Genomic DNA, 14,580 nt, shown 5'->3' on the forward strand with positions numbered 1-14,580 from the left:
TCCAGCATTTATATAAAAAAGAACCTTGCGCTCTTTGCGTTAAAAATGCCACACCTCGTACTGTCCAGTTCATTCCAAAGTTTGTCCGTTTCAACAAGTTTCTGATTTCGTTTTTATCGCTTTCAACGCACATTTGTACCGTTAAATAACTTTAAATATCAAAATCATGAACTCAAAAACAACAAAAATTATCTATTGGACAGGCGCAGTATTAACTTCTTTATGGTTCGGCGCAAGCGGTTTCTTCGAATTAACAAATAATCCATTGGTTTGGGGAATCACACAGCAATTGGGTTATCCTGCACATTTTATCTATATCTTAGGCGTTTTTAAAGTAGCAGGAGTTATTACACTTTTAATTCCGAATAAATTATTACGATTGAAAGAATGGGTTTTCGCAGGCGTATTTTTCGACATCATTTTTGCTTTCTTTTCTAAAATAGCCGTTTTAGGATTTGGTGCAGCGACTGATGCTATTGTTGCCTTTGTAATGGTCAGCATTACTTACGCAATGTATAGAAAGTTATATACTGCCACTTATACTACGTCTTCTGTAAACTTTTGAGGAAGGCATCAAAAATTAAAAACGCCTAATAATAATTATTAGGCGTTTTTATAAAATTTAATTTCACCTTAATTACTTCCAATGAAAAAAGTCATTCTCATCCTCTGTTTCATTTTATCAGCTTTGTTTTTTATCAGCTGTTTTATGTTTCCTGGATTATAATTTTAAACCAATTAATTTATTTGAATCATCTATAGATTAATTGGTTATCTATTTTCTAACCAACTCAAAAATGCCGTTGCTTTTTCTTTTCCAACCAATATTTTTTCTTCCGATGGAACACTTAATTTCACCAATATCTTTCTCGAGAAATAATGTTCTGCTTCTCTAATAGCCGAAAAATTAACCAAATACTGTCTGTTGACCCTGAAAAACTGAATCGGCGATAACAACTTATGAATATCATCCAAAGACTGTGTTAACGGATATTCATTTTTATCCAAAGTCATAATCGTAGGTGTTTCATTTTTGATGTAAAAAAAGGCGATATTTTCCGTTAAAACCGTTTGATATTTATTGTTTTTAAAAACCAAGAAACTGCTTTTGCCTCTGTTTTCACCATTTCGCGTAAGCAAATAATCAAAATCGGGCATTGCTTTTTTATTGCGCTGAAAGAAGTTTTTCAGTTCGCCCGCTTTCTTTAAGGCTTGCGAAATGCTATCTCTGGAAAACGGTTTTAAAACATAATCGATTCCATTTGACTTAAAGGCTTCAATCGCATAATCGTCAAAAGCAGTGCAGAAAATAACAGGCGACAACACGTCAACATTTTTAAAAATCTCAAAACATTGCCCGTCTGCGAGCTGAATATCCATAAAAATCAAATCGGGCTGATCGTTTTCTAAAAGATAACTCACAGCGCCGTCAATACTTTGTATATAAGACAAAATCTGAACATCGGGTCTGATACTCAGAATAAGCTGGCCAAGTGCTTTGGCCGTTTTTACTTCATCTTCAATTATTACGATGGTCATAAATGAGTGGTATTTTTACTTTAAAAGTGGTTTCGTTTTTATCAATTTCGATTTCTTTATGCACCAAATGCATAAAACGCTGATTAATATTATCCAATCCAACGCCCGTAGAAACTATAGCGCCTCTCTTCAACTGAATAGGGTTTTCAATCACCAGAAAATCATTTTCGCTGTAAAGCTTAATTTTTAAAGGTTTGTCTAATGAAACGACATTGTGTTTGATACAGTTTTCAATCAACAACTGCAAAGCAAAAGGCGGAATAACCGATTCATACTGTTTTTCGTCTATTTCATTTTCTAAAACAAAACCGTCTTCAAAACGGGCTTTCAGCAGATAAACATACGAATCGAGAATCTGAATTTCTTCGCGAAGTGGAATCAAATCCAATTTTCGGCTTTCTAAGGTAAAACGATAAAAATCAGATAATTTCAGGATAAAATCGGAACTATTTTCGTCGTTCATATCTACCATCGATTTCAAAGTATTCAAACTATTGAAAAGAAAATGCGGGTTAATCTGCTGTTTCAGCAATTCGTACTGAGCACCAAGATTAACGGCTTTTGTTCTTTCTAATTCGACTCCCATTTGCTGGGTTTGATAGTTTTGAAAAAGCAGATGCAGAAACATATACACAATCAAATTAATCAAAACTCCACGAAGTTCGAACATAATGGGTGCGTCCATTTTCGAAACTTGAAAAAGTTCCTGATGCGCGATTACCAGAATGACCATTAACAGAATCCCTAAAACAACACTCAATAAAAGTTTCCAGTTAAACAGGCTTTTAGTCGTTCGGTTTGAGGAAAATTTGGGTAAACTGTAAATGTTGTAATACCAGATAAAAAGGGAAAACAGCAGCGTAATCGAAGAGTTTATGATAATATCTCCAGGTGTAGAATCGGCATCAAATAATTTAGGAATCGAAGCCATAACCGCCAGAGCAATCGAACTTCCCCAAATCACTTTGAGCGAAACCTGAAACCGTTTTGGTTTTTCCATAGTTGTAGTTTAATAGTCAAAGATAGTTTTATTTTCATTTTTTTTTAAACACATAGAGACATAGGATTTCACTTTGTGTTTAAAGGCGTTTCACTTAATTTAAATAAACAATAGTCTTTTTAAATTTCTCTCGCAGATTTAGGAGATTTTTTTATCTGCTAAATCTCCCAAATCTGCGAGAGTATATTTTTTAGTATAGTTTTATTGAAAAGATTTCACACTCCCGATAATTATCTGGATTATAGTATTTTAGCAGATGCGCGCAGATTTTTTTGTTCTAGTACCCGCACAGTTTGTCATTTCGATGAAGGAGAAATCTCACTAGAAACTCCGCAAAGCATGTCGCCAATCTTTGTCGAATCCCGAGTGTGATTTCTCCTTTCAGCCGAAATGACAAAAAATGAGAATAAAAACTTTGCGCCTCTGCTCCCGATAGCTATCGGGATTGCGAGATTAAAAAAAATCTGCGCGCATCTGCTAAAATCCTTTTCAAATCTGCGTGAAAAAAAATCAAACTCTCTTAACTCCCAAAATAACACCAGAATCCGCATCTTGAACAAAGCCAATCACTTCAAAACCTTGTGCATTATAATTTTTAGGAAGAGAAATTGTTGCCGTTCCTTTCTTGCCTTTATTCAAATTAACCGACTGTAATTGACGTACAATTTGATAATGCGATAAAACCCGATTCGCATTCTCCCCTCTTCGAACATTACTTTTTGCTTCTTTCTGAACAATGGCAATCAGTAAACGGCTATTTTTTGAAGTACTTTCCACATGATACAGTACTGAAAGTATATTCGAATTTTGAGAAGTTTCTAAACTTAAATTAGCCAAAGCAGATTTCAAAAGAGCCGATTTAATTCCGTTTCGAAGGCTCGTTTCCTGAGAACCGATATAATCTGCTTTTCCGTTAATGATAACCTGAGGCGTATAAATTGGTTCTTTTCCCATAAACTGAGCGTAATCGTATTGTCTTTTAGTAAAATCGGCATTACTGAAAATATCTTTCCAGCCCTGTTTATCCCAATAATCTACATGATAAGCCAAAACAAAAACATTTTTATCACGATATTCGTTCTGAATTTTACCCAATAATTCGTCTGCCGGCGGACAGCTCGAACAGCCTTCTGAAGTATATAATTCCAAAAGCGCAAAACCTTTTTTTTCTACGTTCTGACTGAAAACACCATTTCCAACCAAAAGAAACAGCATTAAAAAACCAGTTAATAATTTTATCTTTTTCATATATTTCTATTTTCTCTCCTGCAAGGTTTTCCAAACCTTGTAGGTATCTTTTTTTTAAGATTTTAACCTATAATTAAACCTACAAGGTTTGGAAAACCTCGCAGGTTAAGCAACTTAGAAATTAAAGAATATTAATCTCAACGTTTATATTTCCTCTTGTCGCTTTAGAATACGGACAAGTCTGATGTGCCTGAGACGCTAATTTTTCAGCAGTTTCCAAATCCAAGCCCGGAAGACTGATGTTTAAGCGCGCCTGAAGAAAATATTCGTCCTCTTCGACACACAAATCTACTTCGGCATCTACAGCGGTTTCAGCTGGAAGTCTTACTCCTAATTTCGAAGCTGCAATTCCCAGCGCCCCAATAAAACAAGCCGACCATCCCGCAGCAAACAACTGCTCCGGATTTGTCCCCGGACGCGAAGATCCTGGCGAACTTAATTTAATATTCAATTGTTCATCTGAACTTTGAGAAGCTCCTTCTCTGCCGCCTGTTGTATGTGTTTTTCCTGTGTATAAAACTTTTGTACTCATGTTTTCAAATTTTAAATTGTTGATTTTTAATTATTCTAATTGATATTGATTTTTGATATTGCAATTGATATTGAATTTTGACATTCTAATTGCCATTCAATTTTGGAATTTGGGATTTAAAAAATTGGAATTTATTTAGATACATCTATTATCGCCTGAGCAAATGATTTCGGATCTTCCTGTGGCACGTTATGTCCGATTCCTTTTAAAACTCGGTGTTCATATTTTCCTTTGAACTTATCTGCGTATGCTTTTCCATCCGCGAAAGCGCCATCAAAATCGCTTCCAATTGTAATCGTTGGCACTTTAATAACAGGTCTTACAGCAAGACGTTTTTCCAGATTATCATATTTTGTTTCACCCGCTTCCAGAGATTGTCTCCATCTGTAATTGTGAATTACGATGGCTACATGATCCGGATTGTCAAAAGACTGCGCGGTTTGATCATAAGTGGCTTTATCAAAATTCCATAACGGAGAAGCGATTTTCCAGATTAGTTTATTGAAATCGTAAGTGTTTTGAGTATAACCTTCTTTTCCTCTTTCGGTTGCGAAATAGTACTGATACCACCAGCCCAATTCAGCCGTTGGCGAAAGCGGTTTTAAGTTCGCTTCCAAATTCACTACGATATAACCACTTACAGAAACCAAACCTTTTACACGTTCCGGCCAAAGCGCCGATACCGCAACAGCCGTTCTCGCTCCCCAATCGAATCCGCCGATTACGGCTTTATCGATTTTCAGCGCATCCATAAAAGCGATAATATCACTCGCCAAAGCTGCCTGCTGACCGTTTCTAAAAGTATCTTTCGATAAAAAAGTCGTTGTCCCGAATCCGCGTAAATAAGGCGTAAAAACGTGATAGCCTTTTGAAACCAAAATAGGAACCACTTCGTTGTAACTGTGAATATCATAAGGCCAGCCGTGAAGCAAGATCACAGGAGTTCCTTTTGATGGCCCTGCTTCGGTGTAACCCACGTTTAATAATCCGGCATTAATTTGTTTTAAAGTTCCAAGCGAACTATTTACTTCAATTGTTTTTTGTTGTGAAGTCTGTGCATTAGTAAATGAAGCATTCATAAAAAGAATAGCGATTAGAATATTGAATAGTGTTTTCATAATTTTTATTATTTGATTAGTTGATTATCAGTTAATTTATTCATCAAAGGTATTTTGACAATGTTCGATTTAAAAGGTAAAAAAAGGTGAAGTGGACAAAGTTGAGGGTGAAATGGACAGGCTTTGTTTTTGTATCGCAGAGTTCACAAAGTTTTTTCGCAAAGAGCACAAAGTTATTTTGAGTTGAAACTAAGTTTCTTTTAAGTTCACAAAGCTTTATCTTTCAAACTTTGCTGTTTTTTGCCACAGATTAAAATCTGTAAAAATCAATTTAATCTGTGGCTAAACCTTCAACACAAAGCTTTGTGCACTTAAAGTCTCTAGACATTTATCTCAAATAAAACTTAGCGTCCTTTGCGAAAAACCTTTGCGTTCTTTGCGGTTAAAAACTACCCGCATTTCACCTTGAAACTATTTCTTCATAGTCAAAATAGGTTTTCCCTTTTCTACGATATAAGTCGCCAGTTCCGAAGCTTTAGTATTCGTATTATTTTTAGCCGAATGCACCACGCCTGCCGGAATAAAAAGTACTTCGCCCGCTTTTAAAGTCACTGGCTTTTCATCTTCGATTTGATATTCCAGCGAACCTTCAACGACATAAATCACTTCTTCGCCTGGATGAGAATGTTTCCCAAAAGTCGAATGCCCGTCAAAATCGATTCGTGCCTGAACCATTTCGCGTCCCGGAACACTTAGATCATGTTTTTGCAAATCGATACGTTTAACACCTGTCTGTGCTGCAATCTGATTCGGAACCAAAAAGGCAATAATTCCTAAAACAATAATTGCGATTATAACTCCTGTTTTTTGTTTTTTCGTTTCCATAACTTCTAGTTTTAAATAGTTGTTTTCTGTTAATTTCTTCGTCAAAAGTATTTCGATAACCCTTCTTACGAAATCAGAAAATAGCCGAAACGGACAGATTGATGGATGAAGTGGACAGGGCTTTTGGTGTAGTTTTTTTATAAGGAGCTATTTCCTGCTATCCGATATATCTTTTATGTCCCGTTTTTTAACGGGACACAAAAGGATGCCGCTCCTATCAGGGCTAGGGCACTCATTTTCAAAAGGAAATTTTTGGGATATTATTATTTAGGAATTGTATTACTTTTTATCTTATTAAAAGCAACTTGTTTTTTAATATATTTGCGATTCCTAAATTACAGATATATGATACTTAAAAAACTTCTTGCCCATGTGGTATGGTGGCGGCATTGGAAACAACCGTAACGCTTCTGTAAGCGTAGGACACCTAAGCTACGTGGGTTTTATATTTCCTAAATTACAGAGTTATGAGTACCAAAACCCTTTCAAAAGAAGCCGAAATTAGGCTGATGAATTTCTTCAACGACAGAATTGATCCTCTCGATATGGCAAGAGCCATAAGAATGGTCAATTTCAATCTCGCTTTAAATGTCATGAACAATCAAAACTTCACTCCCGAAAAAACACTGCGAGACAGTTTTATCTGGCTGAATGAATTAGCCGAAACTTTAAATCCTTATTTGGATTTGGAGTAAAGATTTGTTTTTTTTTGAAAAAATTAAAAACCCTCAATCTTGTAGAAAGATTGAGGGTTTTGTTTTTTTAATTTGGAGAAAATACCTTAGAAATACTCTTTACTTCATTTTATTTTTAGTTTCTAGACCATTGTCAAAGTTTGAAACTTTGACAATGGTCTCTCAAAAGCATAAATTATTTAGAATCAAAATAATTATCATCTTTTTCATAGAAAATTGAATCCATACTATCCGATTTATCGTACATTAACAAAACGGATTAAGGGAATGCTGTAAATTCAAATGGAGTAGTTTTTGGAGCATATTGAGTTTATCATTCTTGAATGAAGTTTTTTTTCAAAGTAAACTAATTTGAAACAAAAAAAGCGATCACCTAACCGATCGCTTTTTCTTTTTGCTTAATTAAGAACTGATTTTAATTTATGCTAAAACCATCCCACCATCCATAATAACATCAGCTCCAGTCATAAACACTGCAGCTTCACTACTCAGGTAAGAAACCATTCTAGCCACATCTTCTGCTCTTCCCATTTGTTTGAGCGGGACTTTTTCTACTACAACATCCATGATGGCTTTTACGGTCGCTTCGTCTAACCCTACTTTGTTCATGACTTCAGTTTGTGTCGGCCCTGGGCTAACCGAATTGACACGAATCTTTCTGGGCGCTAATTCTAAAGCCGCCGATCTCATAAACGAATTCAAGGCCGTTTTACTTGCCGAATAAACCGAAGAGCCCGGCCCTGGCATGCTCGCAGTATTCGAAGACAAAAATACCACTGAGGCGCCATCTTTTAGAATCGGGATAAATTTACTTAAAGTGAAAAAAGCACCCTTTAGATTCACATTCATAATATTGTCGTACAATTCTTCTGTAGTTTGTTCAATTGTTCCTAAGCCCGAAATTCCTGCATTAACAAACAAAATATCAACCGAACCGAAATCGGTTTTTACTTTTTCTGCCAGTTTTTCGATATCCGAAATATTCGATTGATCTGCTGTGATGGCCTTAACACCCAAATTTAAAGCTGCTTTTTCTATGGCGTCTTTTCTTCTTCCTGTAATAATTACTTCTGCACCTTGATCTTTCAATAGTTGCGCTGTGGCATATCCTATTCCACTGTTACCGCCTGTTATTAATGCCACTTTATTTTTTAAATTGTCCATTTTGTTTGTGTTTTAAATTGATAAGACAAAGGTAAATTCAAAATGGTATAACTTTGTAACCAGTATCATAGAGTATACCAGAAGTGCATTTTAACATTAAAAAGGCATCAAAAAATCATTTTTATGCAAAAGCTAGTTTTTTATGTTAAATATGGAGTTCGCATTTTTTATTTTTTTAGTTAAAATTCTTCGATTTATTCAGATTTATAACTCATTTTTCTTAATTTATTTTTAAAACTTCATTAAACGCCTGTTAAATCTTAATAAGAATTCATTGAAAATTCTGGAGAAAAAGGTATATTTGAGTAATACAGAAATTTATTATCGTGCAAGAGAAAACAAAATCACATAGTTTTATATTTCCAAAAACTCCTACTGGAGTCGACGGATTAGACGAGATTACGGAAGGAGGATTTCCGCAAGGACGACCAACCTTAATCTGCGGCGGCGCTGGATGCGGCAAAACATTATTATCGATGCAATTCCTTATTAAAGGGATCACAGAATATGACGAACCTGGAGTTTTCATGTCTTTTGAAGAACCTTCGGACGATCTTACGCTAAATGTTAAATCATTAGGCTTTGATTTGGAACAGCTTAAAAAAGATAAAAAATTGGTTGTAGATCATGTCCGTGTGGAAAGATCGGAAATTGAAGAAGCAGGCGAATATGATCTAGACGGCTTATTTATTCGTTTAGGACACGCCATCGATTCTATAAAAGCCACTCGTGTTGTATTGGATACCATTGAATCGCTGTTTGCTGGTTTGGACAATCAGGCTATTTTGCGAGCAGAATTACGAAGATTATTTCATTGGCTAAAAACCAAAGGCGTAACTGCCGTAATTACAGGAGAACGAGGTGAAGCAACCTTAACCCGTCAAGGTCTGGAAGAATATGTTTCGGACTGTGTAATCGTTCTCGATCATCGTGTCATTGAACAGGTTTCGACCAGAAGACTTCGAATTGTAAAATACCGAGGTTCAACACATGGAACAAACGAATACCCGTTTTTAATTGATGAAGATGGAATTTCGGTACTTCCAATTACTTCTTTGAAATTGGACAATGAAGTTTCCTCAGATATTATTTCTACAGGTGTTCCTGGACTCAACGAAATGTTTCATGGCGGCGGTTTTTATCGCGGCAGCAACATTTTGGTTTCTGGAACTGCGGGAACGGCTAAAACAACAGTTGCCTGTTATTTTGCCAATGAACAATGCGAAAAGAACGAAAGAACAATTTATTTCGCTTTTGAAGAATCTCCGCATCAATTGGTACGCAACATGAGATCAATCGGAATTGATCTGGAAAAACACATTAAGAAAGGCATTTTGCAAATTCATTCTTCCCGTCCGTCATTAAATGGTCTGGAACTGCATTTGCTTACGCTTAGAAAATTAATCAAAGAGTTTGAGCCTACTACTGTTATCATTGATCCGATTAGTAATCTGATTTCGGTAGGAAGCGAACATGAAGTCCGCTCTATGCTTGTTCGATTAATTGATATGCTGAAAGCCCATAATATTACGGCCATGTTTACGTCTCTGAACAAACAGACGGATAATTTTAGACCAGATCTGGCAGAAGAATCGGTTTCATCGTTGGTCGATACCTGGATTACGGTTCGCGATATGGAAGGAATTGGCGAAAGAAACCGTGGTATTTTTATCATTAAAGCCCGCGGAATGGGACATTCTAACCAAGTAAGAGAATTTGTGATCACCAGTAACGGAATCGAATTACTAGATGTAGAATTAGGACCGCAGGGAATTTTAACGGGTGCCGCAAGACAGTCTTATCAATTCAAAAAAACCATGTCTGACATTAAGCTTCAAAACGAAATCAGCAGAAAAGATAGGGAAATTGAACGTAAACGCAAAGTTCTTGAAGCTAATATTGAAGCTTTAAGAAATGAATTTGAATCGGCAGAAGAAGAACTGAGTATCCTAAAAGCAACAGAAGAATTGCAGGAAAAACTGTCTTCTAAGAAAAAGTAAACAAAATGAAAAAAGAAATAGCCGAATGGCAATTATTGCTTTATATCGCAGGGCAAACGCCAAAATCGATCAAGGCGCTCGAAAACATAAAGAAATATGCCGAGGAACATTTAAAAGGAAAATACAGCATCGAGATTATCGATTTGCTGAAGAATCCGCAATTGGCAGAAGGCGATCAGATTTTGGCCGTACCTACTTTGGTGCGCAAATTTCCTGAGCCTATCCGTAAAATCATAGGTGACCTTTCTAATGAAGAGAGAGTACTTGTAGGTCTTAATATTAAACCTATAAAATCTTAAATCATGGAAGATTCATCTGATGGCACAAGTACAACCAAACATAAGTTTAAACTTTTTGTTTCAGGTATGTCTGTTAAATCAGGACATGCAATCGAAAACTTACGCAAAATCTGCGATACCTATCTTAAAAACAATTATGAATTAGAGATTGTTGATATCAGTCGTGATAAGGAACAAGCTGTAATTCATCAAATTGTAGCCATTCCGACATTGATAAAAACACAGCCAGAACCCAAAAGGATTATTCTGGGCGATTTATCAGACAAAGAAAAAGTATTATATATACTTAATTTAAGCCAGTAATTTGAAGGAGAATAAAAAAGATATAGCCGATTTATTAGCAGAAATTGAATCATTAAAGGAAGAACTTTATGAATCAAACAGCATTGTTAATGCCATAAAACAAGGAGATGTCGATGCGCTTGTGGTAAGTAGTAACGGAGTTCCCGAGATTTATTCTCTGGAAACTGCCGATTACACCTATCGTCTTCTTATTGAAAAATTTGGACAGGGCGCATTAAGCATTACCAGAAAAGGACTTATATTGTATTGTAACGAGCAGTTTTCAAAATTAGTTGGCCTTCCTTCAGAGAAGATAATAGGAAATTATCTTAATGAATATTTTGACAACCCGGAACAATTTGCTTCTTTAATTGAAGCGCTTCGATATGGCATTACCAAACATGAAATTCTTTTAAAATCGGAAAACGAAAAAAAAACTTTTCCAGCTTATATTGCCTTAACTGACCTTGAACCTGCCGTAGAAGCAATTGGTATTGTAATTACAGATTTGACGGAAAAGAAAAAGCACGAAGAAGCTTTAATTCGCCATCAGAAAGAATTAGAAGAGAAAATACATGAGTTAAATAAAACCAATCGCAATCTGGAAGAATTTATTCATGTGATCTCGCACGATTTGAAAGAACCGTTGCGGAAAATCGTCATGAATACCAGCAGAATTGACGGAAGTTATTTTAAAGAAGCCGATGCAAAAGCCATAAACGTGATGAAATTATCGGCCTTACGTTTGAATTCGCTTGTCGATGATTTGGTTCAATATTCCTCACACACGGCGCAGGAAGAACGTACTGAAATAAATCTGGAAACTATAATTGCTCAGGTTATTGAAGATTTTGAAGTTGTAATAGCAGATAAAAAAGCACATATCAAAACTGGAAAACTACCCATAATTAAGGCTTCCAGAGTACAGATGAGACAGCTTTTTTCGAATCTTATTTCAAATGCGATCAAATACAGCAAAGCAAATATTGCTCCCATAATAGAAATTTTGCAGGAAGAAAATTTAGATGCTGAAATACCAAATCAAAATGCTAAATTTGTAAAAGTGCAGATTAAAGACAATGGTATTGGAATGGAAGAAAACCACTTGCTTAAAATCTTTATCATTTTTCAGCGTCTGCATGCCCGAAATGAATATTCAGGAAACGGTATTGGTCTCGCGATCTGTAAAAAGATAATGGAAAACCATTCTGGAAACATTACCGTTGAAAGCACATTGAACGAGGGCACAACATTTAATCTTTACTTCCCAATCGTATAAAATGCCACAAAAATACAACTTACATATCATAATTGCCGAAGATGACATGGACGACGCCGATGTTATCACAGAAACTTTTACCAATAATCCCAATTTCAGCAAAGTCAGCCTTGTTGCCAATGGCGAAGAACTGCTTACTTATCTTAAAAATCCTTCAAACGAAAATCCCGACGTTATTCTTACAGATATCAATATGCCCATTATTGACGGTATTGAAGCTTTACAAGAAATCCTTAATACTAATGAATTAAAAAACATTCCATGTTTTGTGTATTCAACGAGCATTAATCCATCTTACAAAGAAAAATGTGATGATCTGGGTGTAAAAGCGTATCTGATTAAACCGTATTCTTTTGAAGCTTTCGCTGAAATTCCGAAAACTATTTTAAGTATTATTGAAGCGTAAATTTGTTTCAAGTCCTGAAATAACTTTTCTCTCATTATTTTAAAATTATGGTATAACTTTGTAACCAGAATATTTTAAATTAATGCTGTTTTGTTATGGAAAGAAATCAGAAAGAAGAAGTACAGGCGCTTCAGGACACTTTACATGTTTTAGGCGGTAAATGGCGATTACCGATTATAAACTCCATTTGCAACGGAAACAATCGTTTCAGGGAAATTGAACGTAGTATTCCCGGAATTACAACGCGCATGCTTTCGAGAGAATTGAAAGAAATGGAACTCAATATGCTCATTAAAAGAACCGAAGACCGCGATGCTGAAATTCAAGTTAAATACGAATCAACACCATATTGTAAATCTTTTGCTCCTGTAATTGAAGAAATGATAAAATGGGGAAAATCGCACCGAAAAGAGATTATTCGAAACTCTTAAAATATTGTCCCGCAGATTTTGCAGATTTCGCAGATTATACAAGTCAAAAAAAAACTGCTTGATCAGCTAAATCTGCGGGAGAAATACGCATAGCCTAAATAAAAAAATTAGCACCGAAATTAAATCATCCAGAACTCTTAACAGCACAACAACATTTTGACTAAAGAATAATAAAAGCATAATGTAAAAAACTTAAAAAGTGCTTAAAAATGTAGTTTTTTATGATTTTTAGCTATAAAAGCCCTATCTTACAGAAAAGACAAAAGCCGATTCTGTTGGCCCTATCGGCATTATTGCTATCAATTTTAAAAACTACAAAAAATGAAACAATTATTACAGTGGACCATCATTATCCCGATCCTCTCGTGGGTTCTCCTATTTACAGGACTGATAAAAGATAGCAGTGTTTTTCAAATTGCTGCGAGTATATTGCTTATTCTTAGTGTAATGTCAGCCGTTCATCATTCTGAAATCATTGCAGAACGTGTGGGAGAACCTTACGGAACCATAATTTTGGCTATTTCTATTACTGTAATCGAAGTTTCTATAATTGTCTCTTTAATGCTTTCTGAAGGATCAGAAGCTGCTTCTTTAGCCAGAGATACAGTTTATGCGGCCACAATGCTGATTCTAAATGGTATTATCGGATTGTGTCTTCTTATTGGAAGCATCAAACATTATGAACAGAATTTTTCGACTTCTTCTGTAACCATTGGCTTAGTTTCTTTGATTTCGATTATTGTCTTCACTTTAGTGTTTCCTACATTTACCGAAAGTGTTCACGGTTCTTATTATTCAACACCTCAATTAATCTTTGCTTCTATTGCCTGTCTGGTTATTTACGGCTCTTTTTTATTCGCACAGACAAAAGGTTACCGTCAATATTTTTTGACAAATGGAACGAATGAAGATGAATCCAAAACACATCCAATCGAAATCAATAATAAAACATTTTATACCAGTCTTGTTTTTCTTTTAGTCAGTTTAGGAATTGTCGTTTTGTTAGCCAAAACGCTCTCGCCTACAATTGAAACTATTATTATAGGCTATAATCTTCCAAAATCATTAGTTGGTGTTATTATCGCGATTATCATTTTATTACCCGAAGCGATTGCAGCTATTATTGCGGCCAGAAAAAACAGATTACAGACGAGTTTAAACTTAGCTTTAGGTTCTGCCCTAGCCAGTATCGGATTAACAATTCCGAGTGTCGCTGCAGTTTGTATTATTATGGGAATGCCGATTGTTTTGGGACTCGATATTAAATCGATTGTGCTTTTGGCTTTGTCTGTTTTTACGGTAATGCTTTCTCTCAGCAAAGGAAAATCGAATATTGTTTATGGCGTTGTGCTTTTAGTGAATTTGTTTGCTTTTATGTTTTTGATGATTTATCCTTAAATTTTGTGTTAAACACATAGAAACATAGAATTTATCTTCTGTTTATATAAAAACAGAATGCAGAAAGAAACTAGTTTCTAACACATAGCTTTGCGATTGTGTTCAACACACAGCTATGTTATTTATTAAAAATGAAATACCTTTTTTTAAGCGTTCTAAAAAGCTATGTCTCTATGTGTTTAAAAAATATGCAGCACGAATTCAACTTTGTCAAAGTTCGAAACCAAAAGTGTAAGAAACTTTGACAAAGTTTAAGGCAATTGGGATAAACACATATAGCTATGTTATTTATTGAAAATGAAATGCCTTTTTAAGCGTTCCAAAAAACTATGTCTCTATGTGTTTAAAAAATTAGTATACCATT

General features: G+C 35.2%; 16 protein-coding genes. 9 read left to right on the forward strand and 7 right to left on the reverse strand.

Annotation, left to right across the window (positions count from 1 at the left end; all coding sequences use genetic code 11):
* Nucleotides 1–166 precede the first annotated feature (166 nt).
* Nucleotides 167–565: a DoxX family protein gene (locus tag GSY47_RS04890; RefSeq protein ID WP_179003584.1), complete on the forward strand. Its 399-nt coding sequence runs from the start codon at nucleotides 167–169 to the stop codon at nucleotides 563–565.
* A 206-nt stretch (nucleotides 566–771) separates the two neighbouring features.
* On the opposite strand, the gene GSY47_RS04895 is transcribed toward GSY47_RS04890, so the two are convergent.
* The 6 genes from GSY47_RS04895 to GSY47_RS04920 all read right to left on the reverse strand — a co-directional run bounded on the left by GSY47_RS04895 (nucleotide 772) and on the right by GSY47_RS04920 (nucleotide 6,262).
* Entirely contained in the window at nucleotides 772–1,539 is a 768-nt protein-coding gene (locus GSY47_RS04895; protein ID WP_179003583.1) for a LytR/AlgR family response regulator transcription factor, read from the reverse strand.
* The gene (locus GSY47_RS04900; RefSeq protein WP_179003582.1) at nucleotides 1,520–2,539 is read right to left on the reverse strand and encodes a sensor histidine kinase; all 1,020 of its coding nucleotides are present in this window, start codon (nucleotides 2,537–2,539) and stop codon (nucleotides 1,520–1,522) included. Before GSY47_RS04900 ends, GSY47_RS04895 begins: the two co-directional genes overlap by 20 nt.
* A gap of 510 nt (nucleotides 2,540–3,049) precedes the next feature.
* Nucleotides 3,050–3,787: a DUF1223 domain-containing protein gene (locus GSY47_RS04905; RefSeq protein ID WP_179003581.1), complete on the reverse strand. Its 738-nt coding sequence runs from the start codon at nucleotides 3,785–3,787 to the stop codon at nucleotides 3,050–3,052.
* Nucleotides 3,788–3,908: 121 nt separating this feature from the next.
* Nucleotides 3,909–4,319, reverse strand: a complete 411-nt coding sequence (locus GSY47_RS04910; protein ID WP_179003580.1) for an organic hydroperoxide resistance protein — start codon at nucleotides 4,317–4,319, stop codon at nucleotides 3,909–3,911.
* A 131-nt stretch (nucleotides 4,320–4,450) separates the two neighbouring features.
* On the reverse strand, nucleotides 4,451–5,437 hold the full coding sequence (locus GSY47_RS04915) for an alpha/beta fold hydrolase (RefSeq protein WP_179003579.1): 987 nt from the start codon (nucleotides 5,435–5,437) through the stop codon (nucleotides 4,451–4,453).
* Nucleotides 5,438–5,848: 411 nt separating this feature from the next.
* Nucleotides 5,849–6,262 carry a cupin domain-containing protein gene (locus GSY47_RS04920; protein WP_179003578.1) on the reverse strand — a complete coding sequence of 138 codons (414 nt, stop codon included), beginning with the start codon at nucleotides 6,260–6,262 and terminating at the stop codon, nucleotides 5,849–5,851.
* 467 nt (nucleotides 6,263–6,729) lie between these two features.
* Between GSY47_RS04920 and GSY47_RS04925 the strand changes: the two genes are divergently transcribed.
* A complete protein-coding gene (locus GSY47_RS04925; RefSeq protein WP_179003577.1) occupies nucleotides 6,730–6,957 on the forward strand; it encodes a hypothetical protein in 228 nt (75 codons plus the stop codon).
* Nucleotides 6,958–7,377: 420 nt separating this feature from the next.
* Here GSY47_RS04925 and GSY47_RS04930 read toward each other — a convergent pair whose 3' ends face one another.
* On the reverse strand, nucleotides 7,378–8,121 hold the full coding sequence (locus tag GSY47_RS04930) for an SDR family oxidoreductase (RefSeq protein ID WP_179003576.1): 744 nt from the start codon (nucleotides 8,119–8,121) through the stop codon (nucleotides 7,378–7,380).
* A 326-nt stretch (nucleotides 8,122–8,447) separates the two neighbouring features.
* On the opposite strand from GSY47_RS04930, the gene kaiC reads away from it, so the two are divergent.
* The 7 genes from kaiC to GSY47_RS04965 all read left to right on the forward strand — a co-directional run bounded on the left by kaiC (nucleotide 8,448) and on the right by GSY47_RS04965 (nucleotide 14,216).
* Entirely contained in the window at nucleotides 8,448–10,121 is a 1,674-nt protein-coding gene (gene kaiC, locus GSY47_RS04935; RefSeq protein WP_179003575.1) for a circadian clock protein KaiC, read from the forward strand.
* Nucleotides 10,122–10,126: 5 nt separating this feature from the next.
* Complete coding sequence (locus GSY47_RS04940; RefSeq protein WP_179003574.1) at nucleotides 10,127–10,420, forward strand: circadian clock KaiB family protein; 294 nt, start codon at nucleotides 10,127–10,129, stop codon at nucleotides 10,418–10,420.
* A gap of 3 nt (nucleotides 10,421–10,423) precedes the next feature.
* On the forward strand, nucleotides 10,424–10,723 hold the full coding sequence (locus tag GSY47_RS04945; protein WP_179003573.1) for a circadian clock KaiB family protein: 300 nt from the start codon (nucleotides 10,424–10,426) through the stop codon (nucleotides 10,721–10,723).
* Nucleotide 10,724: 1 nt separating this feature from the next.
* Complete coding sequence (locus GSY47_RS04950) at nucleotides 10,725–11,981, forward strand: sensor histidine kinase (protein WP_179003572.1); 1,257 nt, start codon at nucleotides 10,725–10,727, stop codon at nucleotides 11,979–11,981.
* Nucleotide 11,982: 1 nt separating this feature from the next.
* The gene (locus GSY47_RS04955) at nucleotides 11,983–12,387 is read left to right on the forward strand and encodes a response regulator (RefSeq protein ID WP_179003571.1); all 405 of its coding nucleotides are present in this window, start codon (nucleotides 11,983–11,985) and stop codon (nucleotides 12,385–12,387) included.
* Between the two features lie 95 nt (nucleotides 12,388–12,482).
* Nucleotides 12,483–12,818: a winged helix-turn-helix transcriptional regulator gene (locus tag GSY47_RS04960; protein ID WP_179003570.1), complete on the forward strand. Its 336-nt coding sequence runs from the start codon at nucleotides 12,483–12,485 to the stop codon at nucleotides 12,816–12,818.
* 321 nt (nucleotides 12,819–13,139) lie between these two features.
* Nucleotides 13,140–14,216, forward strand: a complete 1,077-nt coding sequence (locus GSY47_RS04965; protein WP_179003569.1) for a calcium:proton antiporter — start codon at nucleotides 13,140–13,142, stop codon at nucleotides 14,214–14,216.
* Nucleotides 14,217–14,580 lie beyond the last annotated feature (364 nt).

It is taken from the genome of Flavobacterium quisquiliarum (assembly GCF_019308285.1).
Classification (GTDB): Bacteria; Bacteroidota; Bacteroidia; order Flavobacteriales; family Flavobacteriaceae; genus Flavobacterium; species Flavobacterium quisquiliarum.